Origin of the sequence: Mesorhizobium sp. M0016 (genome assembly GCF_040324035.1) — a bacterium.
Classification (GTDB): domain Bacteria; phylum Pseudomonadota; class Alphaproteobacteria; order Rhizobiales; family Rhizobiaceae; genus Mesorhizobium.
The window spans coordinates 56,617-82,495 of sequence record NZ_JAMYVM010000005.1 but is presented as its reverse complement, the minus strand read 5'-3'; the positions used below and the strand labels follow the sequence as shown (position 1 = coordinate 82,495).

General features: G+C 63.7%; 24 protein-coding genes. 13 read left to right on the top strand and 11 right to left on the bottom strand.

All coding sequences use genetic code 11. The features are described from left to right. The first annotated feature begins 113 nt into the window (after nucleotides 1-113). The 10 genes from NKJ88_RS09595 to NKJ88_RS09550 all read left to right on the top strand — a co-directional run bounded on the left by NKJ88_RS09595 (nucleotide 114) and on the right by NKJ88_RS09550 (nucleotide 10,730). Nucleotides 114-1,013, top strand: a complete 900-nt coding sequence (locus NKJ88_RS09595; RefSeq protein ID WP_023688790.1) for a LysR family transcriptional regulator — start codon at nucleotides 114-116, stop codon at nucleotides 1,011-1,013. A gap of 194 nt (nucleotides 1,014-1,207) precedes the next feature. Then, the gene (locus NKJ88_RS09590; protein ID WP_023738147.1) at nucleotides 1,208-1,687 is read left to right on the top strand and encodes a formate dehydrogenase subunit gamma; all 480 of its coding nucleotides are present in this window, start codon (nucleotides 1,208-1,210) and stop codon (nucleotides 1,685-1,687) included. After that, complete coding sequence (locus NKJ88_RS09585; protein ID WP_023823787.1) at nucleotides 1,684-3,240, top strand: formate dehydrogenase beta subunit; 1,557 nt, start codon at nucleotides 1,684-1,686, stop codon at nucleotides 3,238-3,240. The genes NKJ88_RS09590 and NKJ88_RS09585 overlap by 4 nt, the downstream gene beginning before the upstream one ends. 10 nt (nucleotides 3,241-3,250) lie before the next feature. Continuing rightward, entirely contained in the window at nucleotides 3,251-6,163 is a 2,913-nt protein-coding gene (gene fdhF / locus NKJ88_RS09580; protein ID WP_023823788.1) for a formate dehydrogenase subunit alpha, read from the top strand. Nucleotides 6,164-6,509: 346 nt separating this feature from the next. Next, complete coding sequence (fdhD, locus tag NKJ88_RS09575) at nucleotides 6,510-7,340, top strand: formate dehydrogenase accessory sulfurtransferase FdhD (protein ID WP_352443981.1); 831 nt, start codon at nucleotides 6,510-6,512, stop codon at nucleotides 7,338-7,340. After that, a complete protein-coding gene (locus tag NKJ88_RS09570) occupies nucleotides 7,330-7,644 on the top strand; it encodes a formate dehydrogenase subunit delta (protein WP_023688796.1) in 315 nt (104 codons plus the stop codon). The genes fdhD and NKJ88_RS09570 overlap by 11 nt, the downstream gene beginning before the upstream one ends. A gap of 134 nt (nucleotides 7,645-7,778) precedes the next feature. Continuing rightward, a complete protein-coding gene (locus NKJ88_RS09565) occupies nucleotides 7,779-9,332 on the top strand; it encodes an alpha/beta fold hydrolase (protein ID WP_023673422.1) in 1,554 nt (517 codons plus the stop codon). A gap of 110 nt (nucleotides 9,333-9,442) precedes the next feature. Beyond that, nucleotides 9,443-9,922: a carboxymuconolactone decarboxylase family protein gene (locus NKJ88_RS09560; protein ID WP_023688798.1), complete on the top strand. Its 480-nt coding sequence runs from the start codon at nucleotides 9,443-9,445 to the stop codon at nucleotides 9,920-9,922. Between the two features lie 76 nt (nucleotides 9,923-9,998). After that, a complete protein-coding gene (locus NKJ88_RS09555) occupies nucleotides 9,999-10,361 on the top strand; it encodes a nuclear transport factor 2 family protein (protein WP_023688799.1) in 363 nt (120 codons plus the stop codon). 54 nt (nucleotides 10,362-10,415) lie between these two features. Next, nucleotides 10,416-10,730: a hypothetical protein gene (locus tag NKJ88_RS09550; RefSeq protein ID WP_023738143.1), complete on the top strand. Its 315-nt coding sequence runs from the start codon at nucleotides 10,416-10,418 to the stop codon at nucleotides 10,728-10,730. 28 nt (nucleotides 10,731-10,758) lie between these two features. Here the strand turns inward: NKJ88_RS09550 and NKJ88_RS09545 are convergent, their stop codons facing one another. The 10 genes from NKJ88_RS09545 to NKJ88_RS09500 all read right to left on the bottom strand — a co-directional run bounded on the left by NKJ88_RS09545 (nucleotide 10,759) and on the right by NKJ88_RS09500 (nucleotide 20,470). Then, nucleotides 10,759-11,457 (bottom strand): hypothetical protein, encoded by a 699-nt coding sequence (locus tag NKJ88_RS09545; protein WP_023698927.1) that lies wholly within the window; start codon nucleotides 11,455-11,457, stop codon nucleotides 10,759-10,761. Nucleotides 11,458-11,610: 153 nt separating this feature from the next. Further along, nucleotides 11,611-13,038 (bottom strand): gamma-aminobutyraldehyde dehydrogenase, encoded by a 1,428-nt coding sequence (locus NKJ88_RS09540; protein WP_352443980.1) that lies wholly within the window; start codon nucleotides 13,036-13,038, stop codon nucleotides 11,611-11,613. A 105-nt stretch (nucleotides 13,039-13,143) separates the two neighbouring features. Further along, nucleotides 13,144-13,959 (bottom strand): ABC transporter permease, encoded by an 816-nt coding sequence (locus NKJ88_RS09535; protein ID WP_023673416.1) that lies wholly within the window; start codon nucleotides 13,957-13,959, stop codon nucleotides 13,144-13,146. Further along, nucleotides 13,949-14,914 (bottom strand): ABC transporter permease, encoded by a 966-nt coding sequence (locus tag NKJ88_RS09530; RefSeq protein WP_023702659.1) that lies wholly within the window; start codon nucleotides 14,912-14,914, stop codon nucleotides 13,949-13,951. The genes NKJ88_RS09535 and NKJ88_RS09530 overlap by 11 nt, the downstream gene beginning before the upstream one ends. 220 nt (nucleotides 14,915-15,134) lie before the next feature. Next, a complete protein-coding gene (locus tag NKJ88_RS09525) occupies nucleotides 15,135-16,133 on the bottom strand; it encodes an ABC transporter ATP-binding protein (RefSeq protein ID WP_023715589.1) in 999 nt (332 codons plus the stop codon). Between the two features lie 203 nt (nucleotides 16,134-16,336). After that, entirely contained in the window at nucleotides 16,337-17,491 is a 1,155-nt protein-coding gene (locus tag NKJ88_RS09520) for an ABC transporter substrate-binding protein (protein ID WP_023702657.1), read from the bottom strand. A gap of 210 nt (nucleotides 17,492-17,701) precedes the next feature. Further along, nucleotides 17,702-18,613, bottom strand: a complete 912-nt coding sequence (locus tag NKJ88_RS09515) for a LysR family transcriptional regulator (RefSeq protein ID WP_023715588.1) — start codon at nucleotides 18,611-18,613, stop codon at nucleotides 17,702-17,704. Between the two features lie 80 nt (nucleotides 18,614-18,693). Further along, a complete protein-coding gene (locus NKJ88_RS09510; protein ID WP_023702654.1) occupies nucleotides 18,694-19,305 on the bottom strand; it encodes a DedA family protein in 612 nt (203 codons plus the stop codon). A 55-nt stretch (nucleotides 19,306-19,360) separates the two neighbouring features. Further along, nucleotides 19,361-19,582, bottom strand: coding sequence for a hypothetical protein (locus NKJ88_RS09505; protein ID WP_023715587.1), 222 nt, complete (start codon nucleotides 19,580-19,582; stop codon nucleotides 19,361-19,363). Between the two features lie 123 nt (nucleotides 19,583-19,705). Next, a complete protein-coding gene (locus NKJ88_RS09500) occupies nucleotides 19,706-20,470 on the bottom strand; it encodes a DeoR/GlpR family DNA-binding transcription regulator (RefSeq protein WP_023685103.1) in 765 nt (254 codons plus the stop codon). Nucleotides 20,471-20,890: 420 nt separating this feature from the next. On the opposite strand from NKJ88_RS09500, the gene NKJ88_RS09495 reads away from it, so the two are divergent. Together NKJ88_RS09495 and NKJ88_RS09490 are read left to right on the top strand one after the other, a co-directional pair. Further along, complete coding sequence (locus tag NKJ88_RS09495) at nucleotides 20,891-21,775, top strand: phosphotransferase (protein ID WP_027049312.1); 885 nt, start codon at nucleotides 20,891-20,893, stop codon at nucleotides 21,773-21,775. Then, nucleotides 21,772-24,225, top strand: coding sequence for a GcvT family protein (locus tag NKJ88_RS09490; protein ID WP_352443979.1), 2,454 nt, complete (start codon nucleotides 21,772-21,774; stop codon nucleotides 24,223-24,225). The genes NKJ88_RS09495 and NKJ88_RS09490 overlap by 4 nt, the downstream gene beginning before the upstream one ends. 12 nt (nucleotides 24,226-24,237) lie before the next feature. Here NKJ88_RS09490 and NKJ88_RS09485 read toward each other — a convergent pair whose 3' ends face one another. After that, nucleotides 24,238-24,870 (bottom strand): class I SAM-dependent DNA methyltransferase, encoded by a 633-nt coding sequence (locus NKJ88_RS09485; protein ID WP_352443978.1) that lies wholly within the window; start codon nucleotides 24,868-24,870, stop codon nucleotides 24,238-24,240. A 106-nt stretch (nucleotides 24,871-24,976) separates the two neighbouring features. Between NKJ88_RS09485 and NKJ88_RS09480 the strand changes: the two genes are divergently transcribed. Next, a complete protein-coding gene (locus NKJ88_RS09480; protein ID WP_352443977.1) occupies nucleotides 24,977-25,879 on the top strand; it encodes a phosphotransferase in 903 nt (300 codons plus the stop codon).

Below are 25,879 nucleotides of genomic sequence, written 5' to 3'. Positions count from 1 at the left end.
GCCGGGGGAAACAGCCAGCCGGCCCAAAGATGTGGATGCATGGCCAATTGCGGGTAGAGCTTGCGGCGAAAGGCAATTTCCCCGACCTTGCGCGCAACGAACGGACGGATGGTATGATCGACAAGCTCGAATTCTTCATCGCGCTGGCCAAGGAGGAGCATTTCGGCCGGGCGGCGGAAGCGTGCGGCGTCACGCAGCCGACCTTGTCGGCCGGGATCAAGCAGCTGGAGGGCCAGCTCGGCGTCATGCTGGTCAATCGCGGTTCGCGCTTTCAGGGGCTGACGCCGGAAGGCAAGCAGGTGCTGGTGTGGGCGCGTCGCATCGTCGGCGATTCCAGGACCATGCGCGAAGAGATGCGGGCGGCGCGACATGGCCTGTCCGGGCGTATCCGTATTGCCGCCATCCCAACCGCCCTCGCCATGGTGGCGCGGCTTACGACGCCATTTCGCGAGAAGCATCCGGGCGTCACCTTCTCTATCCTGTCGCGCACCTCGATCGAGGTGTTGTCGCTGCTCGGCAATTTCGACGTCGATGCCGGCATCACCTATCTCGACAACGAGCCTCTCGGACGGGTGACCAGCGTGCCGCTCTATGACGAGCGCTACCAGCTGATTACGGCGGTCGGAAATCCCTATTCGGATCGCGACAAAGTGACATGGGCCGAAATCAGCCAGCTGCCGCTCTGCTTGTTGACGCCGGACATGCAGAACCGCCGCATCATCGACCAGCATCTGGCCGAGGCCGGCGTGCAGGTGCGGCCGACACTGGAATCCAACTCGATGATCGTGCTGTTCTCCCACATACGGACAGGCAAATGGTCGTCGATCATGCCGCTCAACCTGGCGGAAACATTCGGTTTTTCCGAGCCGATCCGGGCCATTCCGATCGTCGAACCGGATGCCAGCCACACGGTCGGGCTGGTCGCCGCGCCGCGCGAACCGCACACGCCGCTGGTGCAGGCGCTGCTGGACGAGGCGATGGCGCTGGCAGACGATTTCCGCGCTAATCGCTGAGCTAGTCATAACTGGTCAATCGGCGCGATAGAAATTTTCTATCGTGCAACGAAACCGCTTTATTGATTTCAGAGGTTTTCTCTGATTTCTTAAGCACTTAGCGATTAAGCGGCGTAGGCATGTCGTTGTTCCAAAACCGCTTCATGCTTTTGGACGATTATATGCATCGATCGCTACGATAGGGAGGGCGCTGCGTGACGATGCAGCCTGCAAGTACCGAGATACAGTCGCGCACGGCGGCGATCATCCAGGAGTTGAAGGGCCTCGAAGGCCCCCTGCTGCCGATCCTGCACGAGATCCAGGAAGAATTTGGCCACGTGCCGCAGGACGCCGTGCCCGTCATCGCCGATGGGTTGAACCTGTCGAGGGCCGAAGTGCATGGCGTCGTGACCTTCTATCATGATTTCCGTGCCCGGCCGGCTGGCCGGCATGTGCTCAAGCTCTGCCAGGCGGAAGCCTGCCAGTCGATGGGTTCGGATGCGATCGCCGCAAAGGTCAAGCAGTTGTTGGGCATCGATTTCCATGAGACCACCCGCGACGGATCGGTTACACTTGAGCCTGTCTATTGCCTCGGGCTGTGCGCCTGTTCACCGTCGGCGATGCTAGATGGTGAGGTGATCGGGCGGCTCGATGACGAGAAGATCGAAGAGATCGTCGCGGAGGTACGCTCATGATCCCGCGCATCTACATTCCAGGTGACTCCGGCGCGCTGGCGCTCGGCGCCGAAAAGGTCGCCAAGGCTGTTCGTGCGGAACTGGCTGAACGGGGCGTCGAGGCCAAGATCGTCCGCAACGGCTCGCGCGGCGCCTATTTCCTCGAACCGATGGTCGAGGTCGCGACCGAAAAGGGCCGCGTCGCTTACGGGCCGGTCAAGCCATCGGACGTCAAGAGCCTGTTCGACAGCGGCTTTCTCACTGGCGGCCATCACAAGCGCTGGCTGGGCGCGCCCGACAAGATCCCGTTCCTGGCCAAACAGACGCGCCTGACGTTCGCGCGTTGCGGCATCAACGACCCGCTATCGCTCGACGCCTACAAGTCACTGGGCGGGCTGAGGGGCCTGCAGAACGCGGTGGCCATGGCGCCGCTCGACATCGTCAAACAGGTCACGGAATCGGGCTTGCGCGGCCGCGGCGGCGCCGGCTTCCCGACCGGCATCAAGTGGAAGACGGTGCTCGATACGACATCTGACCGCAAATACATCGTCTGCAATGCCGACGAGGGCGACAGCGCCACCTTTGCCGACCGCATGATCATGGAGGGCGACCCCTTCGTGCTCATCGAAGGCATGACGATTGCCGGCATCGCCACCGGCGCGACCAAGGGGTTCGTCTATATCCGCTCGGAATATCCGCATGCGGTGGATGTCATGAACAAGGCTGTCGAGGTCGCCCGCAAGGCAGGCGTGCTCGGCGTCAGCGTGCTGGGTTCGCCCAACGCCTACGACATGGAAATCCGCGTCGGCGCCGGCGCCTATGTCTGCGGCGAGGAAACTTCGCTGCTGAACAGCCTTGAAGGCAAGCGCGGCGTGGTCCGAGCCAAGCCACCGCTGCCGGCAATCCAGGGTCTGTTCGGCAAGCCGACGGTGATCAACAACGTCATCAGCCTAGCCTCCGTGCCCATCATCATGGACAAGGGTGCGGCCTTCTACAAGGATTTCGGCATGGGCCGCTCGCGCGGCACGATCCCGATACAGATCGCCGGCAACGTCAAATTCGGCGGCCTGTTCGAGGCGGCCTTCGGCATGACGCTGGGCGAAATCGTCGACGATATCGGCGGCGGTACGGCCACTGGTCGCCCGGTGAAGGCGGTGCAGGTCGGCGGCCCGCTCGGCGCCTATTTCCCGCGCGGCCTGTTCGACACGCCGTTCGACTACGAAGAGTTCGCGAAGCGCGACGGGCTGATCGGCCATGCCGGCATCACCGTGTTCGACGACACGGCCGACATGCTGAAGCAGGCGCGCTTTGCCATGGAGTTCTGCGCCATCGAAAGCTGCGGCAAGTGCACGCCCTGCCGCATCGGCTCGATACGCGGGGTGGAGACCATCGACCGGATTGCCGCCGGCATCGAGCCGGAGAAGAACCTGGCTCTGGTCACCGATCTCTGCAACACGATGAAGTTCGGATCGCTCTGCGCGCTGGGCGGCTTCACGCCCTACCCGGTGATGAGCTCGATCACCCATTTCCCCGAAGATTTCAAGCCCGCGCCGGCGCGCGTGGCTGCTGAATAGGAGCTGGCAGATGAATATCAAGGCCGACTTCCCGACACTCATCGAAGAACTCGATTACGGAACCCCGGAATCGAAGGCGCAAAAGCAGGTTACGCTGATCGTCGACGGCCGCAGCATCAGCGTGCCGGACGGTACGTCGATCATGCGCGCGGCGATGGAAGGCGGGGTCGAGATCCCAAAACTCTGCGCTACCGACATGCTGGACTCGTTCGGCTCCTGCCGCGTCTGCCTGGTCGAGATCGACGGGCGCGGCGGCACGCCGGCATCCTGCACGACGCCCGTCGGCGAAGGCATGGTGGTGCGCACGCAATCCGAGCGGCTCGACGCCATCCGCCGCGGTGTCATGGAGCTTTACGTCTCCGACCACCCGACCGGCTGGAACGAGAAGGCCGGCACCGGCGCCAGCGAGTTCGACGTTGTGGCGAAATCGGTCGGCCTGACCGAGAACCGCTTCGGCATCGAGGGCCGCAACCACGTCAAGCAGGAAAACGGCGTCGCGCCCGGCCATGGCTCGCTGGCGGTCGACTACATCGCCCGCGATGAGTCCAACCCCTATTTCACCTATGATCCGGCGCAATGTATCGTGTGCTCGCGCTGCGTGCGGGCCTGCGAGGAGGTGCAAGGCACCTTCGCGCTGACGATCGAGGGCCGCGGTTTCGAATCGCGCATGGTCGCCGGCATGCACGAGGATTTCATCGCCTCCGAATGCGTGTCCTGCGGCGCCTGCGTGCAGGCCTGTCCGACCGACGCGCTGCGTGAAAAGACCGTGCTTGAGAAAGGCATGCCCGAGCGCTCCGCCGTCACCACCTGCGCCTATTGCGGCGTCGGCTGCTCGTTCAAGGCCGAAGTGAAGGACGACGAAGTCATTCGCATGATGCCCTACAAGGACGGCAAGGCCAACCACGGCCACTCCTGCGTGAAGGGCCGTTTCGCCTATGGCTATGCGACTCACAAGGACCGCATCCTGTCGCCTATGATCCGGGAAAAGGTCAGCGATCCCTGGCGCGAGGTGAGTTGGGAAGAGGCCATCGCCCATACGGCCAAGGAATTCCGCCGTATCCAGTATCAATACGGCCGCACCTCGATCGGCGGCATCACGTCCTCGCGATGCACGAATGAAGAGACCTATCTGGTGCAGAAGCTTGTGCGCCAAGGCTTCCGCAACAACAATGTCGACACCTGCGCCCGCGTCTGCCACTCGCCGACCGGCTACGGCCTCGGCCAGACCTATGGCACCTCGGCCGGCACGCAGGATTTCGATTCCGTTGATTTCACCGATGTCGCCGTCATCATCGGCGCCAATCCGGCTTCCGCGCACCCGGTGTTCGCCTCGCGGCTGAAAAAGCGGCTGCGCCAGGGCGCCAAGCTGATCGTGCTCGATCCGCGCCGCACCGAAATGGTCAAGTCGGCGCATATCGAGGCCGACTATCACCTGCCGCTGAAGCCCGGCACCAACGTGGCGGTGCTGACGGCGCTGGCGCATGTCATCGTTACCGAAGGGCTTTTCGACGAAGCCTTCATCCGCGATCGCTGCGACTGGGCGGAGTTCCAGGATTGGGCTTCTTTCGTCGCCTTGCCGGAAAACAGCCCCGAAATCGTGGGCAAGCTGTCCGGCGTCGATCCCGAACTGATCCGAGGTGCTGCTCGGCTCTATGCCAAGGGCGGCAATGGCGCGATTTATTACGGCCTTGGCGTGACCGAACACAGCCAGGGTTCGACCACGGTTATGGCTATCGCCAACCTTGCCATGGCGACCGGCAATATCGGCCGCCCGGGCGTCGGGGTGAATCCGCTGCGCGGCCAGAACAACGTGCAGGGTTCCTGCGACATGGGCTCGTTCCCGCATGAACTGCCGGGCTACCGCCACATCTCCGGCGAGGCGGTGCGCGACATCTATGAGACGTTGTGGGGGGTGAAGCTCGACGACGAACCGGGCCTGCGCATCCCCAACATGCTGGATGCCGCCGTCGACGGATCCTTCAAGGGCATCTACATCCAGGGCGAGGACATCCTGCAATCCGACCCTGATACCAAGCATGTCGCGGCCGGCCTGGCGGCGATGGAATGCGTCGTCGTGCACGACCTGTTCCTCAACGAGACAGCTAACTACGCGCATGTCTTCCTGCCGGGCTCGACCTTCCTGGAAAAGGACGGCACCTTCACCAATGCCGAGCGCCGCATCAACATGGTGCGCAAGGTGCTGGAGCCAAAGGCGCGCTATGCCGACTGGGAAGCGACACAGGAGCTTGCCCGCGCGATCGGGCTGGATTGGAACTACCAGCATCCCTCCGAAATCATGGACGAGATCGCCAAAACGACGCCAAGCTTCGCCGGCGTCTCCTTCGATCTGCTCGACCGTGTCGGATCGGTGCAATGGCCCTGCAACGAGAAGGCGCCGCTCGGCACGCCGATCATGCATATCGACGGCTTCGTGCGCGGCAAGGGCAAGTTCATCCGCACAGAATATGTCGCGACCGACGAGCGAACCGGGCCGCGTTTCCCGTTGCTGCTGACCACCGGTCGCATCCTTAGCCAGTACAATGTCGGTGCACAGACAAGGCGCACCGAAAACGTCATGTGGCACTCGGAGGACCGGCTGGAGATCCATCCGCACGATGCGGAGAACCGCGGCCTGCGCGATGGCGACTGGGTGCGGCTGACCAGCCGTTCGGGTGAGACGACGCTGCGTGCGCTGATCACCGACCGGGTGTCGCCAGGTGTGGTCTACACAACGTTCCACCATCCCGACACGCAGGCCAACGTCATCACCACCGACTTCTCCGACTGGGCGACCAACTGCCCGGAGTACAAGGTGACCGCGGTGCAGGTCGGCGCCTCCAACGGGCCTTCGGACTGGCAGCGCGATTATAACGAGCAGGCCGAGCAGAGCCGCCGCATCGCTCCGCTACAGGCGGCGGAGTAGTCTTGCCACGGCGTTCGACAATGAGAGCTTCAATCTTGACGGTTGGTCGACCCCCACTCCGTCAGGAAGGAGAGCTTAAGCCGCCTGGCGCCTTTCCTCTCCCTCCGGAGGGGGGAGAGGTGGCGCCGCGAAGCGGCGACGGAGTGGGGGACGCCGGCCCCGCAACACGCAGCCGTCGAAAGTCGCGCACAACCCAAAGAGCAGGCAAACCGGCCTATCTGGCGAGCAGTCGACCCCCACTCCGTCAAGCTTCGCTTGACACCTCTCCCCCGATCGACGGGGGAGAGGAAAGGCGCGAGCCTCCACAGCTACTGCTAAGGACGAACAGGGCAGAGGGGCGCGCCTCGTGACCCGAAAACGCCAAGCCACCACCCAAATCTCTCGCCTTGCCCACCGCGCCAGCGGCACTGCGACGGCCAACCGCATGGTGCCGGAGGAGACGCCGGTGGCGTTCTCGTTTGCCGGCACCACCCATGCGGTGATGATGGCGAGCCCGGCCGACTTCGAGGATTTCGCGCTCGGCTTCTCGCTGACCGAAGGCATCATCGGTTTGCCTGACGAGATCGAGGCGATCGAGGTCGAGGACCATGGCGCCGGCATCGATATCCAGATCCGGCTGAAGGACCAGGCCAATACGCGCTTCGAGGCGCGGCGGCGGCGGCTCGCCGGCCCGGTCGGCTGTGGGCTGTGCGGCATCGAATCCATCGAGGAAGCGATGCGCTCGGTCGATAAGGTTGGTGCGTCCAAGCTTACGCTTGAAGCCGACGACATCACCCGTTCGGTAAAGCTTTTGTCCAAGGTGCAGCCTCTGCATTCAGAAACCGGCGCCGTGCATGCAGCGGGCTTCTACATTCCCGGCAAAGGCATCGTCATGGCGCGCGAGGATGTCGGCCGGCACAATGCGCTGGACAAACTGGCCGGCGCGCTGGCCAAGGCCGGCATTGACGGTGCATCGGGCGCGGTGGTGGTGACATCACGCGTCTCAGTGGAGATGGTGCAGAAAACGGCGGCGATCGGCTCCGCCTTCATCATCGCCGTGTCGGCGCCAACAGCCCTTGCCATCCGCACCGCCGAAGAGGCCGGCATGACGCTGGTGGCGCTGGTGCGCGGCGACGATTTCGATGTTTTCACCCACCCGGAACGGGTGGTCTTGGGAGTTGCCCAGCATGTCGCATGACGAAGAACACATCACGAGCACCGGGGAAAAGCTGGTGCGCATGGCCAACCAGATCGCCGCCTTCTTCCATTCAAGGCCCCGTGAGGAAGGTGTGGCGGGCGTGGCCGAGCACATCAACAAGTTCTGGGAGCCCAGGATGCGCCGGCAGTTCTTCGAGATGCTGGACAGCGGCGGCGAAGGTTTTGACGAACTCGTCGTCGTGGCCTCGGCCAGGATCAAGCGGCCGAAGACCGAGGAGCAGGCCGATGTGAGCATCGGCTACGTCCAACCCACGGGTGCAGAGAGCGCCGCTCCCCAGAAATAGCCTCCCCCAGAAATGGCGGGCGAACACGGTTCGCCGCGGGCTATATTCCTGTCTTCTAAAGTTTGGCTGCCGCATCCGCCAGGCGTCTGCTATGGTCGGCGATCAGAAATCGTCTGGCCGGGCGGGATAGCAACGTGAGGCCGATCGAGACGCGATATGCCCTCAGCGGCGACGTGCGGATCGCCTATCAGGTGGTCGGCCAGGGATCGTTCGACCTGGTTTTCGTGCCCGGCTTCATCTCCAATCTCGACCTGCATTGGGAAGACGAGGGCTACGCCAGGCTCTTGAAACGGCTCTCGGCGTTCTCGCGGCTGATCCTGTTCGACAAGCGCGGCACCGGCCTGTCCGACCGCGTCGACCCACGCCACCTGCCCAGCCTCGAAACCCGCATGGACGATGTGCGCGCGGTGATGGATGCCACCGGCAGCGGGCGCGCGGCCTTGCTCGGCGCTTCGGAAGGCGCGCCGATGGCAATGTTGTTTGCCGCCACCTATCCGGAACGGACACGAGCGCTGGCGCTCTATGGCGGTTATGCGCATTTCCACAAATGGGTGATGTCGCCGGAGCGCCTCGAGGCCTTCATCGCGACGGCCGGCACGGAATGGGGCACGGGCGCCACACTGCCCAACTTCGCTCCCGGCCGGGTAGATGATGCGCATTTCACCCAGTGGTGGGCCCGCTTCGAGCGGCTGTCGGCCAGTCCGACGGCAGCGGCAGCCCTTGCCCGGATGAATGCCGGAATCGATGTGCGCGGCGTGCTTTCGGCGATCGGCGCACCGACACTGCTCATTCATCGCCGCAACGACGCGCGGGTCGACCCGGACGCCAGCCGCTTCCTGGCGAAAGAGATCGCCAATGCGCGATTGGTCGAGGTCCCCGGGCGCGACCACCCGATCTGGACCGGCGATGTCGACCGGGTGGCTGACCTGATCGAGGAATTCCTGACCGGCGAGCGTGCCGTGGCCGAAGCGGAGCGCGTGCTTGCCGCTCTTCTGGCGACACGCATCTACGACACGGCGCGGGTTGGCGACCGCATGTGGAGCGAACGTAGCGAGCGCTTCCAGGAGAGCTGGCAGCAGCTGGTCGGCCGTCATGGCGGACGCGTCGCCGGCATCCATGGCGAATTGATGATCTCGCGCTTCGACGGGCCGGCGCGGGCCATACGCTGCGCGGCGGCACTGCGCGATGCGGCGCAACATATGGGCATTGCAAGCGCCCAGGGCGCCCATGTCGGCGAGGTCGAAATGCGCGGGCCGCCGGTGGGGCTGATGGCACGGGTGACGATGCAGATCGCCGCCCATGCCGGGCGCGGCGATATTCTGGCGTCGCGGCTGGCCGCCGATCTGGCGGCGGGGTCCGGCCTGCATTTCATCGATGCCGGGCGTGTCACGGTGGATGAGCTGGACGAGCCGCTGGCGCTGGTCCAGGCAACGTCGGAACAGCACCTGGAGCCGGCCTGCCGCCCCAAGGCGAAACCCGCCGAGCCGGCTCAACTGACGGCGCGCGAAAGCGAGGTGGTGATCCTGATCGCCGACGGCAAGAGCAATGCCGCGATCGCCGCCGAGCTGAGGCTCAGCGAGCATACGGTCAAGCGTCATGTCGCCAACATATTGCTGAAGCTCGATTTGCCGTCACGGGCGGCGGCAGCGGCATTTTCCGCCAGGCAGGCTGGCCCGGACGGGCCATAGGGACCATGGCGCTTTCGGGCGAAGCGGCCAGGTGGGGTCGAGGCGTACCAATTCTCTCCATGCAGGCCAGGCGGATGTCGCCGGGAAAGGCACTGCGGATGGAGGATGCAATGCTGAAGTCAAACAGGTCGATCAAATCGCTGGTGATAGCGGCAGGCGTTGGCGCGTTGTTCACGATCGCTCCCGCCAGAGCCGAGGATGCCTCGGCGGCCGCCGCCTACAAGGACATCGAGGCGACGCTCGGCTCAGTGCCGGACATGTTCAAGACGCTGCCCGATGTCGCGGTTGCCGGCGCCTGGGCCGAGATCAAGGGTGTGCAGCTCAACCCCAAGACCGCGCTCGACGGCAAGACCAAGGAACTGCTGGGGCTGGCCGTCGCCTCGCAGATCCCCTGCCAGTACTGCATCTATTTCCACACCGAGGCCGCCAAGCTCAATGGCGCGACCGATGAGGAGATCAAGGAGGCGATCGCGATGGCGGCCATCGTGCGCCACTGGTCGACGATGCTCAACGGCAGCCAGGTCGATTTCGCGACCTTCAAACAACAGACCGACGGCGTGTTCGCAGCCGTCAAAGCCAAGTCGCAGTGAAAGAAAATGCCGGGCGGTGCGCCGGGCATTGCTTGTGATCATTCAACCGCCCGATCAACGGGCCATGGAGGAGAAGATGCTGACCAAGACGCAGAGCGTGGACGGCGCGGCGATCAAGAAAGCGATCGAAGGACGGGACGGCAGGATGCTCGCTAGCTTCTATGCCGACGACGCACTGGTGCGGGTGATCGACCGCAACAATCCGCCGAGCAAGCCGCGCGAGATCCGCGGCCGGGCGGCGATCAGCACCTTCTGGGACGACATCTGCAGCCGGGCGATGACCCACAAGGTCGACACCACCATCGCCGATGGCGACAATCTCGCCTTCACCCAGGCCTGCGCCTATCCGGACGGAACGAAAGTGTTCTGCGCGGCGATGCTGGAGCTGAAGAATGGGCGGATTGCACGACAGACCGTCGTGCAGGCCTGGGACGAGTAGTTCCACCGCGGAAAGATCAACCGCGGTTTGGGCCGCAAAACTGGAGGAGACAAAATGTTCAGCGCCAGATGGCAGATCGACGCCAAGTTCGGGCACAAGCAGACCGTGCTCGACCTGTTGAAGAAATGGGAACGCGAGATCGGCTCTCAGGTCGGCATTGCCGATCTCGAGTTCCAGATCATGACCGGTTCGGTCGGAGCTCGGGAAGCGACGGTCGAATCGCATCATCAGGTCGAAAGCCTTGCCCAGCTGGAGGGATTCTTCGCCAGGATCGGCAAGATCGACGCGCACGCCAAATGGGGCAAGGAGATGGAGCCCTACGTCGTTTCAGGCACCAGCCTTTGGAACATCTACCGCATCGTGGAGTAGCCGTGGCAGGTGCAGCAGTTTTCGGCCATCAGTTGCGGCGGCCGAAACTCGTCCGCTGCCCGGAAAACCGCCCTTCCCTGCCCGATCCGGCAGCCGCGACACGTGCCGGCTGATTGGGCAATGTGGCCTGCTTGGCCAGGGCCGCCGCTATCAAGGCGTCGGCCTGGCGCGCGCGCTGGTCCGCGCCGGCATCTCCGGCAGGGTTGCCCGCCACGGCGGAGGTCGACATCCGCCGGCGGGGTTTGAAAGCAAGATAGAGAAGCAACGCGCCGAGCAGTCCAGCCCCAATGACGATCGTCAAACGCGTGCCGGTCATGCCGGTGCGTTCGATCTGGGTGGGGTTGACGGGGTTCTGGACGACGGTGAGCTTGTCGCCGACCTGCGGTTCGCGGGCACCGTTCTTGTTCAGCTCCATCGTGGCCTCGACGGCGTCGGCGCCGGTGCCGACGCGCAAGGTGCCGGTGAATTTCTGGGTCACCTTCCACTCTTTGTCAGCATGAACCGTCTTGAACGCATCCACCAGTTCGCACGGGATCGTGGCGGTGCTGACGGTCTTGTAGACAATCTTGTGGGCGGTCGATTCCATGTCGCATTCGACATTGACCGCGAGGATTTCAGCAGGCGCCTCGGGCCAGCCGCTCTTCTTGATCATGTCCTTGCCGCCGAACACAGCGATCAGCAGACAGAAGCCGCCAATGAGTACCAGCTTGATCTTGGTCGTGTTCATGCGCAAACCCCTCGCCGCGCGGTTTCCCGGCAAGAGGCTGCTCGTTCAGGTTGAATATTCAGTAAATCGTGAACTCCCGCCGTACCGCAAAAGTAACTCTCGCTTAATGTACAGAAAACGGGTTGGCGAACATTTTAGAGATATTGGCAGCCTCTACCCATGCGCGACCATCACATGACGAACGGCGGTATAATCCTCCAGCGCATAGAGAGACATGTCCTTGCCGTAGCCAGACTGCTTCAGCCCGCCATGCGGCATCTCGTTGGTCAGCATGAAATGGGTGTTGATCCAGGTGCAGCCATATTGCAGACGGGCGGCCGTCGCCATGGCGCGCGAGACGTTCTTGGTCCACACCGAGGATGCCAGGCCGTAGTCGCTGTCATTGGCCCAGTTCACGGCTTCATCGACTTCGGAGAAGCGGGTGATGGAGACGACCGGACCGAACACTTCGCGGCGCACGATCTCGTCTTCCTGCAGCGCGCCGGCAACCACCGTCGGCTGGTAATAGAAGCCGGAGCCTTCGCCCGGCTTGCCGCCGGTGGTGATCTCGATGTGCTTCAGTTCCGAAGCGCGCTCGACGAAGCTCGAGACTCGATCGCGCTGGCGGCGCGAGATCAGCGGCCCGATCTCGTTTTCGGTGTCGTCGGGCTGGTTGTATTTGATGGTCGAGACGGCAGATGAGAGATCGGCGACGAGCTTGTCGTAGATCTTCTTGCCGGCATAGATGCGGCAGGCGGCTGTACAATCCTGCCCGGCATTGTAGTAGCCGAAAGCGCGCAGGCCGTTGACCACGGCGCCGAGGTCGGCATCGTCGAAAACGATGACCGGCGCCTTGCCGCCGAGTTCCAGATGCGTGCGCTTGACCGACTTGGCGGCGGCCTGCAGCACCTTCTTGCCCGTGGCGACGTCGCCGGTGATCGAAATCATGTTGACCTTGGCGTGATTGATCAGCGTGTTGCCGACGCTGTCGCCGCGGCCGAGCACGACATTGACGACGCCCTCGGGCAGCACCTCGGCCAGGATCCTGGCCAGCTTCAGCGCCGTCAGCGGCGTCTGCTCCGACGGCTTGAAGACGACGGTGTTGCCGCCGGCAATGGCCGGCGCCAGCTTCCAGGCCATCATCATCAGTGGATAGTTCCACGGCGCGATGGAAGCGACGATGCCGATCGGGTCGCGCCGCACCATCGAGGTGTGGCCGGGCAGATATTCGCCGGCGACCACGCCCGGCATCGAACGTACCGCGCCGGCAAAGAAGCGATAGCAGTCGACGATCGCCGGGATTTCGTCATTGAGCACGGCGTTGATCGGCTTGCCGCAATTCAGCGCCTCGAGCGCCGCGAACTCCCGCGCGTTGGCCTCGATGCGGTCGGCGATCTTGAGGAGATAGCCGGAGCGCTGCGCCGGCGTTGTGCGTGACCACAAGACGAACGCTCGCTCGGCGGTAGTAACAGCCGCCTCGATCTGCGCCTGGCTGGCTTCAGGCAGGTTGAGAATGGTCGCCCCGGTCTTTGGATTCAGAATCGGCTCCTCGGTCTCGGTGCCGTTCTCGAAGCTCGAGCCGATCAGCATCTGGGTGTCCATGCAGGTTCTCCTCGGTCAGGAGCGAGTAGCGAATAGCGAGTAGCGAATAGGGCTGGTCGTGCAATCTCCCCTATTCGCTATTCGCTACTCCCTATTCGCTGTTCTTCATTTGCCCGAACCGGCGATCTGGTCGCCGTCGCGGGTCAGGTAATAGGCGGCAAGGATGGGCAGCAGCGTCACCAGCACCACGACCATGGCGACGACATTGGTGACCGGACGCTGGCGTGGGCGGATCAGCTCTTCCAGCATCCAGATCGGCACGGTCTGCTGCTGGCCGGCGGTGAAGGTGGTGACGATGACCTCGTCGAAGGACAGCGCGAAGGCGAGCATCCCCCCGGCAAGCAGAGCGGTGGCGATGTTGGGCAGCACGACGTGCCGGAAGGTCTGGAAGCCGTCGGCGCCGAGATCCATCGAGGCCTCGATCATTGAGCCGGAAGTGCGGCGGAAACGGGCGACCGCATTGTTGTAGACGACGACAACGCAGAAGGTGGCGTGGCCGAGCACGATCGTCCAGAACGAGAACGGGATGTCGGCTAGCGAGAAGGCCGAGCGCAACGCGATGCCGGTGATGATGCCGGGCAGCGCGATCGGCAGGATGACGAGCAGCGAGATCGTCTCGCGGCCGAAGAATTTCGTCCGTGACACGGCGGCGGCGCACAGCGTGCCCAGTATCAAGGCAATCGCGGTCGAGATTGCGGCGACGCGGACCGAAAGCGACAGCGCCTGCCAGACATCCGGCCGGTTCCAGGTGACGGCGAACCATTGTGTGGTCAGCCCCGGCGGCGGCCAGACGAAGCTCTTCTCTTCCGTGGTGAAGGCATAGACGAAGATCAGCAGGATCGGCAGATGCAGGAACAGCAGGCCGCAGGCGGCAGCGATCTTGAGGCCGAGCGGAGCGGATTGCGAACCGTCAGAGCGCATCGAAGGCCCCCATGCGCTTGGCGCCCCAGAGATAGAAACCCATGATGACGATGGGCACGACGGTGAAGGCTGCGGCGAGCGGGATGTTGCCGGCTGTGCCTTGCTGCGAATAGACGGCCTGCCCGATGAACAGCCGCGATGTGCCGATGATCTGTGGGATGATGTAGTCGCCCAGCGTCAGCGAGAAGGTGAAGATCGAGCCGGCGACGATGCCGGGCAGCGCCAGCGGGAACAGCACGTTGCGGAAGGTCTGGCCCGGCGATGCGCCGAGATCGGAGGACGCCTCGACCAGATTGCCGGGCACGCGCTCCAATGCCGCCTGCACCGGCAGGATCATGAACGGCAGCCAGACATAGACGAAAGCGATGAAGGTGCCGGTGGCGGAGACCGACAGGGAATTGCCGCCGACGACCGGCAGCGACAGCCAGCCATCGAGCACCCAGAGCAGATGCAATTTGGCGAGCAGCCAGGTCAAAATGCCTTCCTTGGCGAGGATCAGCTTCCAGGCGTAGATCTTGACGAGGTAACTCGACCATAGCGGCAGCATGACGCCGAGATAGAACAGCGCCTTCCAGCGGCCGCGGGCATAGCGCGCCGCATAATAGGCGATCGGGAAGGCGATGACGGCCGAGGCCAGCGTGACCAGCACCGCCATCGTCACCGTGCGCAGGATGATGTCGAGATTGGCGGGCTGGAACAGGTCGCCATAGGTCTTCAGCGTGAATTCGTGGTTGATGAGGCCGGAGAACTCGTCGATCGAAAAAAAGCTCTGCGCCAGAAGTGCGAACAACGAGCCGATATAGACAACGCCGAGCCATAGAACCGGCGGCAGCAGCATGAGGAACAGCAGCAGTTGCGGCTTGCGCCAGAAAAGGTCCGACAGTGCGCCGCGCATGCCACCGCTGCCGGGCAGGATGGCGGGGGCGGAGGTTGAGTTGAGCGCGGCGATGGTCATGGGGCGACCGCGTGCTGAAGGAACCCTGAGAAGCCGCGTTCCTTCACACCCCCCTCTGTCCTGCCGGACATCTCCCCCTCAAGGGGGGAGATCAGCAGTTTCGCTGCCTCGCCAAATCCCCAACGTTGAAGATTGGCGAAACCGGGAGGAACAGCCAATCTCCCCGCTTGAGGGGGAGATGTCCGGCAGGACAGAGGGGGGTGCTTGGCGCAAACCTCAATCATGCCGGCTCGTCCATCAAATGCAAATGCTCGCGGTTGAACGTCAGCACCACCGCTTCGCCTTTCGCCGGCAGCTTTGTCCCGGCCGGTACGATGGCGTGCAGCCTCAACCCGTCGGCGTCGAGCGTCAGCTTGGTCGTAGCGCCGAGATAGTTGGTTCCGACCAGGCGCGCGGCGACGCCCTCGCCTTTGGCGGCGCGGCCGATGCGGATGGATTCGGGACGCAGGCTGCCCCAGCGGTGCTGGCCGGAATAGCGCTGGACGAAGTCCGGCGGCAGTACGTTGGAGGAGCCGACGAAATCGGCGACGAAGCGGGTCTTCGGCCGCTGGTAGATGTCTTCCGGCGTGCCGATCTGCATGATCTTGCCGTCATTGAAGACGGCGACGCGGTCGGCCATCGACAGCGCTTCGCCCTGGTCGTGGGTGACGAAGACGAAGGTGATGCCGAGCGCCTTCTGCAGCGACTTCAGCTCTTCCTGCATGTTCTCGCGCAGCTTGAGGTCGAGCGCGCCGAGCGGCTCGTCGAGCAAAAGCACCTTGGGCTGGTTGACCAGCGCACGGGCCAGCGCGACGCGCTGGCGTTGGCCGCCGGAGAGCTGGCCGGGACGGCGGGCGCCATAGCCGGGAAGCCGCACCAGTGACAATGCCTCTTCCGCCGCCTTCTGCTGCTGCGGCTTGGCGATGCCCTTGACCATCAGCCCGTAGGCGACATTGTCCAGCACGTTCAAATGCGGGAACAGCGCGTAGTCCTGGAACACCGTGTTGACGTTGCGGCGATAGGGCGGCACGCCCTCGGCTCGGTCGCCGAAGATCGAGATCGAGCCCGAGGTCGGCTGCTCGAAGCCGGCGATGAGGCGCAGGCAGGTCGTCTTGCCGGACCCCGACGGACCGAGCATGGCGAAGAACTCGCCCGGCACGATATCGAGATCGACCGCATCGACGGCGCGCACGCTGCCGAAATGGCGAGAGACTTTCTGGAAGGAAACGGCCGATGTCATGGGCTGTCCGTCTGTTGCCGGTTTGTGTTCGTCGAAATAGCTCTTGCCGCCACCAATCAGGCCAGCGGGCACGGCACTTCACCTCCCCCTCGATGGGGGAGGTCGCGGCGAAGCCGCGGGTGGGGTGACTAGCACCGGACGTCAGCGTTGCCCCCCCGACGCTGCGCGTCGACCCTCCCCACAAGGGGGAGGGTTAAGGGAGCTCACCGCCCGCCGATGACGCCGATATAGTCGGACACCCAGCGGTAGTAGGGCACGCAGTGGTCGTTCTGGGTGGCGCACTTCGAGACCGGCGTCTTCCAGAACTTGATCTTGTCGAAGTTCTCGTAGCCGTTGGTCTTGCAGCCTTCCTCGCCGAGCAGCTCGTTGCCCTTGCAGGCAGCGGGCACCACGGGGAGCGAGCCGAACCAGGCCGAGACATCGCCTTGCACCTTGGGCGACAGCGAATGCTCAAGCCACATATAGGCGCAGTTGGGATGCGCGGCGTCGGCCTCCATCATGGTGGTGTCGGCCCAGCCGGTGACGCCTTCTTCCGGCACGGTCGAGGCGACCGGCTTCTTGGCGGCAACCAGCGTGTTGACCTGGTAAGGCCACGAACCGGAAGCGACGACGCCTTCGTTCTGGAAGTCGTCGACCTGGATGGCGGCGTCATGCCAGTAGCGGCCGACCAGCGTCCGCTGAACACGCAGCAGCTCGAGCGCTGCCTTGTACTGGTCTTCGTTCAGTTCGTACGGGTCCTTGATGCCGAGTTCCGGCTTGTGGAACATCAAATAGTTGGCGGCGTCGGCGATGTGGATCGGGCCGTCATAGGCCTGGACGCGGCCCTTGTTGGACTTGCCGTCCGGCAGGTTCATTTCCTCGAAGACGACGTTCCAGCTCTTGGGCGCTTCCTTGAAGACATCGGTGTTGTACATCAGGATGTTCGGGCCCCACTGATAGGGAACGCCGTAATGCACCTTGTCGACGGTGAACCAGGGCGCATCCTTCAGACGGTCGTCTACCGCCTTCCAGCTCGGGATGAGATCGGTGTTGATCGGCTGCACGCGCTTGCCGGCAACGAGGCGCAGCGATGCGTCACCCGAAGCGGTGACTAGATCGAACCCACCCTCATTCATCAGCGAGACCATCTCGTCGGAGGTGTTCGCGGTCTTGACGTTGACCTTGCAGCCGCTCTCCTTCTCGAAGGAGGTCACCCAGTCATAGCCCTTGTCGGTTTCGCCGCGCTCGATGTACCCCGGCCAGGCAACGATGCTGACCTCGCCTTCGCCCTTGCCGAGCTCCTTGACCTGGGCGACAGCCTGACCGGAAAAGGTTAGCGCGACCGTCAAGGCGGTGCACGTCTTCAGAAATGAGTACATCGTCAATCTCCCATTTGGCGCCTGACTGCGAAGCGAGTCGCCGCCGCGGTCAGCCGCAGGCTGAAAAGCGTCAGTTCATCCGATGGCACGTTGCCGCTCTGATGGCGGCTTTCGTCCCTGACATGAAAAGTGCTCGGAAAATTCCGGTTTCGCAAATTCATTTATCAGAAACGCGATATCGGTTTTTCCGATAGATAACCACGCACCCTATCAACGCTGCTGGCGTACCATACGTTGCGACTGGGCAAGGCCGATGAAGTCGCGCGACGCCTGCGGCAGACCGGAGCCGCGGCGCCAGACCATGCCGACCTGGACGACCGGCAGGGAACCCGAAATGTCGCGCGATTCGATGCGGTCGCCTTCCAGCGACCACGGCCGGTAGACTAGGTCGGGCAGCAACGCCACGCCCGCACCTGTGGCGACGAGGCTGCGAACGGCTTCGACCGACCGGGTGCGAAAGGCGACATGCGGCCTGGCGCCGATCGCCGCCAGAAGCTTGCCGGTGTTCTCCTCGATCTCGTCGACGGTCAGCATGATCAGCGGCTCGCCGGCAATGTCGCCTATGCCGATAATGTCGGCGCTGGCCAGCTTGTGGCCGAGCGGGACCCACAGCCGGTAGGCCGAGACCTCGAGGATTTCCGACTGCAGCGCGGTGCGGTCGCGCAAATTGGAGGTGACCATGACGGCAATGTCGAGCTTGCCGCCGATCAGCAGATGTTCGAGATAGTCGCCATTGTCCTCGATAGCCGAGACATCAATGCCGGGATAGGCGCGGCGGTAGCGCGCCAGCAGATCGGACAGCACATAGCCCGCGACCAGCGAGGTGACGCCGAGCTGCAGCCGCCCGCCAGCCACCACCTGGTCGTCGGAAAAAGCGCGGCGCGCGTCGGAGACGTCGGCCAGGATCTTGGTCGCATGGCGCAGGAACTGGTGGCCTTTGTGAGTAATGTTGAGGCCACGTGGATGGCGCTCGAACAATTCGACGCCGAGATCGCTCTCCAGCTCCTTGATCGCCTCGGTGACCGAGGATTGCGAGATGGAGAGGTTTTGTGCGGCGCCCGACACCGTGCCTTGCTCGGCGACGGCAATGAAGAACTGCAACTGGCGGATGGTGAAAGCCATGGCCGGACTAAACACCGGCGCGACGGGGAAGGAAAGCCGAAGGCGGGCCTTATACCCATACGGCTTGAGGCGCCTCCTGGTCAGCGGAATCCGAGGCGCCGCCGGCAGGCTGAACCGTAGCGCAGCGCGAGCATAAACGCCGTCTCCAGCGCCAAAACGATGACGATGATGCGAAAGCCGATGGCATAGGAATCCCGGCCGCTGCCGCGCATAAGGTAGCCGGTGACGAGGAAGCCGGTGTTCCATAGCGTGGCGCCGAGCAGCGTCGCCGCCGCGAAGGGCAAGAGTGGAAGACGGAGCGCGCCGGCCGCGATCGGCAGATAGTTGCGAACCGTCGGGATGAACTGCGCCAGCAAGGAGACCCGGACATGATGGCGGCGGTAGGCCTGACCAAGCTTGCTGTAGGTCGCATAGCGCAAGCAGACATATTTGCCGAAACGCTCGACCAGCCTGTCGGCACGATCCAATCCAATCCTACGGCCCACACTATACCAGACAAGGCAGCCTGTGATGGCGGACAGCGTCGTCACCAGAAGCAGGATCGCCAGCGCCAGGAGATCGGAGGCTGCCGTCATGCCGAGGAACAGCAGCAGCACATGCGAGGGCGGCAGCGGCAGGATCTTTTCAGTGAAGGCGAGACAGCCGACACCAAGCAGGCCGAAGCCCAGGATCGCCGACAGTGGATCAGTCATGCGAAGCGCCAGTCATAGGTTTTGAGGTTCTTGATCCTGGACACCTTATACACCGTCATACACCGTCGCCGGCGGAAAGTTGCGGAATGTCCAGCCAAGCCGGGTCCGCTTCCAGGTCGGAGCGCGCAAGCGTCCAGGAAAGACAAGGCATCGTTTGCAGCATGGTGGCCTCATTGGTGATGCGGGCGATTCGCCCGGCCCGCATTTCGACGAGGCGCTGTTTGCGGCTGCCAAGTTGCATGGACATTGCGAAGAGCGGGATGATTGAAAAAAGCAATTTTTCACCAGAACGACATCTTATGCGGCCGGCGACGCGGCGCGCATGATGCACAACATCGCCTTCGTGGTATCGGGTGGCGGCATGGGCCGGGATCGCGGCGCGCCAGTCGCTGGTGTTTGGCTAGGCCGCAGCGATGCTGAGGCGCGCTCCAGCCTCGGCAAGTGCCGAGGCAATGTCGCGCGGCGGCGGCTGGTCGGTGGCGAGTTCGGAAAAACCGTCGAAGCCGCAGACCTGGACCAGACCCTGGCGACCGAACTTGGTGTGGTCGGTGATGACCAGCGAGCGCTGGCCGCGCGACAGCACCATGCGGGCGAACTCCGCCTCTTCCAGATCGTAGTCGGCAAGGCCTGCGGCGGCATCGACGGCGCCGATCGAAATCACCGCATGGCTGACCGAGAAGCGGCTGACGAAATCGATCGCCGAGGCGCCGAAGGCGGCCCCGGAATCGCTGCGCAATTCGCCCCCGGCCATATAGACCTTGTTGCCGTTGACGGTGGCCAGCGTGCGGGCGATATCGGACGAGTTGGTGACGACCGTCAGCCGCCGGTGGCCGAGCAGTTCGCGGGCCAGGAACGAGGTCGTGGTGCCGGTGTCCAGCATGACCGATTCACCGTCGCGAATGGTGGCAGCGACCATGCGGGCGATCAGCCGCTTGGCCTCGGCATTGTCGCGCATGCGCCGCTCGAAGGGCGCTTCGCCGGCCATCGACGGCAGGCCGATAGCGCCATGCATCTTGAGCACCGAGCCATTGCCGGTCAGTGGCTTGACATCCCGGCGCACCGTTTCAAGCGAAACCCCCAGCCGGTCGGCGAGGCTGGCGATGGTGACGGTGCCCTCTTCCTTGAGGAGGCGGAGGATTTCGCCATGCCGTTTCGAATGGATCATCTGGCTTCCTGAATTTGCGGCCTGCCCGGTTTTAGGGCAATGCCGCCGTTTTTAAAGGAATTGCTCGTGGTTTCGGGCAAAACACCCAAAAAAAGTCACAACATTTCATTGACAGTTAGGTAGCACTGGCGTGACATTGATGGCGTGACAGCTTCGGAACTGCCACGGGAGGGTGATGGCAGAGCCGCAATTCACGGACCGGACCGTCTGGCCAGACCGTCTGGGTTTGAACTGGCACAAAAGTTTCTCAAATCCGCGGGGGCGGAGACCGGGTATCAAAACCTGGCCAGAGGGGCTCGTCGGTGCGGCGCGGGATAGGAGTTCCTGCGTCCCGCACCGACGAGATTTTTTGCGTTTCCCAACGCTCGTTGCGCGGCGCATGGCGCCCAAGAAAGCTCCGCAAAAGTCAGGGATGGTCCCGTGACTGCTGAAGACCGCATCCGGGCCTTGCCCTGCTGGAACGGCAACATCGACATTGCGCCGCTGCCGGGCGGCCTCAGCAACGCCAATTATCTGGTCAAGGACGCAGCCGGGCGGCATGTCGTGCGCTTCGGCCAGGACTATCCATTTCACCACGTCTTTCGCGACCGCGAGGTGATGACGGCCCGCGCGGCGCACGCCGCAGGCTTCGCGCCGGCGGTCCACCATTCCGAACCCGGCATCATGGTCACGGAATTCCTCGGCGCGAAGACCTATGTCGCCGAGGATGTGCGCGCCAATATCGGCCGCGTCGCAGCGCTTATGCGCGGGTTCCATCGCGAGATGCCCAATCACATCTCCGGCGCCGGCTTCATGTTCTGGGTCTTCCATGTCATCCGCGACTATGCGCGAACGCTGAGCGAAGGCGGCAGCCGCAAGCGCGACGAGCTGCCCAGGCTGCTGGCTCTGGCCGACGAGTTGGAGCGGGCGCAGAAGCTGCTGCCGATCGTATTCGGCCACAACGATCTTCTGCCGGCAAATATCCTCGACGATGGCGACAGGTTGTGGCTCATCGATTTCGAATATGCCGGTTTCAACACCGCGATGTTCGATCTTGCCGGCGTTGCCTCCAACGCCGAGATGAGCGACGCGGAGTCCTTCACTTTCCTCACGGCGTATTTCATGCGCGAGCCGGATGAGGCGATCCGCCGCTCGCACGCGGCCATGCAATGCGCCTCGCTGCTGCGCGAGGCGATGTGGAGCATGGTTTCCGAACTTTACCTCGACGCGCCCGGCATCGACTACGTCGCCTACACCGCGGAGAACCTGACGCGGCTCGACGCGGCGCTGGACAATTACCGCACGAAGTACGGGACACAGTCATGACATTGCCTACACATGCCGGCATCGTCGTCATCGGCGGCGGCATTATCGGCTGTTCGACGGCCTATCACCTGGCGCGCGACCACAAGGCCGATGTCGTGCTGCTGGAACAGGGCAAGCTGACCTCGGGTTCGACCTGGCATGCGGCCGGGCTGGTCGGCCAGTTGCGCTCGTCGGCCTCGATCACCCGCGTGCTCAAATATTCGGTCGAGCTCTACAAGGGACTGGAAGCCGAAACCGGGCTCGCTACCGGCTGGAAGATGACCGGGTGCCTCAGGCTTGCGACCAATGCCGACCGCTGGACCGAATATAAACGGCTGGCGACGACGGCCAGGAGCTTCGGCATGGACATGCAGTTGCTGTCGCCGGGGGAGGTCAAAAAGATGTGGCCGCTGCTGGAGACCGGCGACCTCGTCGGCGCCTCCTGGCTGCCGACCGATGGGCAGGCCAGCCCCTCCGACATCACGCAGTCGCTGGCCAAGGGCGCGCGCATGCATGGCGCCAAGCTGTTCGAGGACGTCCGCGTTACCGGCTTTGACATGACGGACGGGCACATCACCGCGGTGAAGACCAACAAGGGCGACATTGCTTGCGACAAGGTGGTGAACTGCGCCGGGCAATGGGCACGCCAGGTCGGCGCGATGGCCGGCATTTGCGTGCCGCTGCAACCGGTCAAGCACCAGTACATCATCACCGAGAAGATCGACGGGCTGGCGACCGACGCGCCGACAATCCGCGATCCCGACCGCCGCACCTATTTCAAGGAAGAGGTCGGCGGGCTGGTGATGGGCGGCTATGAGCCGAACCCGCAGGCCTGGGCGACCGGCCTGCCCGGCGGCGATGTCCCCGATGACTGGGAGTTCCGCCTGTTCGACGACGACTACGATCATTTCGAACAGCATATGAGCCAGGCGATCGCGCGCGTGCCGGCGCTGGAGACGGTCGGCGTCAAGCAGATGATCAACGGGCCGGAGAGTTTTACGCCGGACGGCAATTTCATCCTCGGTGTCGCGCCCGAATGCGCCAACATGTTCGTCGGCGCCGGCTTCAACGCCTTCGGCATCGCTTCCGGCGGCGGCGCCGGCTGGGTGCTGGCGCAATGGGTTGTCGATGGTGAAGCGCCGCTCGACCTTTGGGTGGTCGACATCAGGCGCTTTTCCAATTTGCACCGCGACCGGCAATGGGTCAGCGATCGCACGCTGGAAGCCTATGGCAAGCATTACACGATCGGCTTTCCGCATGAGGAGTACGTCTCGGGCCGGCCGCGCATCGTCTCGCCGCTCTACGAGCGGCTGAAAGCGCACCGCGCGGTGTTCGGCTCCAAGCTCGGCTGGGAACGGCCGAACTGGTTCGCGCCGCAGGGCGCCACATCCGAAGACATTTATTCCATGGGCCGGCAGAACTGGTTTGGCCCGGTCGGCGAGGAGCATCGCCATGTGCGCGAGAAAGTCGGCATCTTCGACCAGTCGTCCTTCGCCAAATACGAAATGACGGGTTCGGATGCGGCTAAGGCGCTGGACTGGATCTGCGCCAACGATGTCGCCAAGCCGGTGGGACGGCTGACCTACACGCAGCTTCTCAACACGCGCGGCGGCATCGAGGCCGATTTGACGGTGGCCAGGCTCGCCGAAGACAAATTCTACATCGTGACCGGCACCGGCTTCCGCACGCATGATCTCTCCTGGATTGGCGACCATGTCGGCAAGGGTCTCGACGTGACGCTGAAAGATGTCACTGAGGATTTCGGCACGCTGTCACTGATGGGACCGCGGGCCCGCGACGTTCTGGCTGCCGTGACCGATGCCGATGTCTCGAACGCCGCCTTCCCGTTCGGCCATATCCGCGAGATCACGACTGCCGGCCATACGGTTCGGGCGCTGCGCGTCACCTATGTCGGCGAGCTTGGTTGGGAATTGCATGTGCCGATCGCCGCCACCGGCGAGATTTTCGACACGCTGATGGCGGCAGGCAAGCCGCACGGCATCCGGCCGATCGGCTACCGGGCGCTGGAATCACTTCGGCTGGAGAAAGGCTACCGCGCCTGGGGCTCCGACATCACCCCCAACGACACGCCTCAGGAGGCCGGCCTCGGCTGGGCGGTGAAGCTGAGGAAGAACACCGATTTCGTCGGCCGGCGGGCGCTCGAAAAGATCAGCGGCGCCGACCTGAAGAAACGCTTTGCCGGCTTCACGGTCGACGATCCCGATATCGTGCTGGTCGGGCGCGAGACGATTTTGCGCAATGGCGAACCGGTCGGCTATCTCACCAGCGGCGGATATGGCTACACGCTGGCTAAGAACATCGGCTATGGCTATGTCCGCAACGCCGATGGCGTCAGCGACGATTTTCTCAGCTCAGGCGACTATGAGCTGGTGGTGGCGATGGAACGGACGCCGGCGAAGATCCATCTCGAACCGATGTACGATCCTTCGATGAGCAGGATCAAGGCATAGGCTGCGCCAGACTCAGATCACGCGCAGCACAAGGCCGCGGCTGGGCACGGTGTCAGCCTCGCCCGGCATCGAAACATAAGGCGCAGTCTCCTCGGCACGAACGACCCTGACCTCAGCCTCGAGCGCAGCGATGCGATCGGCAAAGCCGGCGTTCCACAGCGTGTTCTTGATGGTCAGCACGATGACGCCACCGGGACGGCAGACGCGGATCAGTTCGTCCAGCCCCTCGGCGCCGACATGGCCGGAGGTGAAAACGCCGGCCGAGACGATGCCGGCATAGGCATTGTCGGCAAAGGGCAGTGGCCCGCCGAGCGCCAGGCAATGCAGCGCCGAATAGACGCCCTTTGCCGCCGCTTTAGACAGCATGCCTTGCGAAATATCGAGCGCTTCGACCTGGGGATAGCCGGTGATGGCCAGCCACTCGCCGATCAGCCCGGTGCCGGCGCCGGCGTCGAGAAGCGGTGCGGCGCCGCGCGGCAGATGGCGGGCCAGCAGGGCAAGGCAGATCGTCGGATGGCGGTAGCCGGCGGCCGACATGTCGGCATCGTAGGTTTCCGACCATTTGTCATAGATCGCGGCGACGTCCTCGGGCCGTTGCGCCGAATAGGCGGCGCCAAGCCCGCCATGATCCTTGTTGCCCGCCATGGCTGTTTCTCCGCCAGCTCGCTGCTCACCCTCGATCGGATGATAGCCAAACGGCGAAAACTGTGGAACCGTTGTCGCAAGAAATACACGGCCAAGGGCAACAGGCATGGGGACGGACGAGGCACGCGCAACACTTGCGGCAATTCCGGCATTGGCGGGCTATGACGGACCGCTTGAGCGGCTGGGCGGGATGACCAATCTCGTCTTTCGGGCCGGCGATATCTGCCTGCGTATCCCCGGCAAAGGCACCGAGGAGTATATCAACCGCGCCAATGAAGCGGTGGCGGCGCGTGAGGCGGCCAAAGCGGGCGTCAGCCCCGAAGTGCTGCATGTCGACCCCGCGACAGGCGTGCTGGCGAGCCGCTTCGTTGCCGGCGCCGTGACGATGTCGCCGGAAAAGTTCAAGCTGCGCGCCGGCAGCCCGGCCCGCGCCGGCGAAGCCTTCCGCAAGCTGCACACGTCCGGTGCGGTATTTCCGTTCCGCTTCGAGCTGTTTGCGATGATCGACGACTATCTCAAGGTCTTGTCGACCAAGGATGTCGCCTTGCCGCCGGGCTACCACGACGTGGTGCGCGAATCCGACACCGTGCGTGCGTCCCTTGCCGCGCATAGACTGCCGCTTGCCGCCTGCCATTGCGATCCGCTGTGCGAGAATTTGCTCGATACGGGCGAGCGGATGTGGATCGTCGACTGGGAATATTCGGGGATGAATGACCCGCTCTGGGATCTCGGCGACCTCTCGGTCGAAGGCCGGTTCGACACCGCGCAGGAGGAAGAGATGATGCGCGCCTATTTCGGCGGCGAGGCGAAACCGGCCGAGCGCGGCCGCGTCGTCACCTACAAGGCGATGTGCGACCTGTTGTGGACGCTGTGGGGGCTGATCCAGCTTGCCAACAACAACCCGGTCGAGGACTTCCGCGCCTATGCCGACGGCCGCTTCGCCCGTTGCAAGGCGCTGATGGAAACGCCTGAGTTTTCACGGCATTTGGCGGCGGTGCGCCAAGGTTAG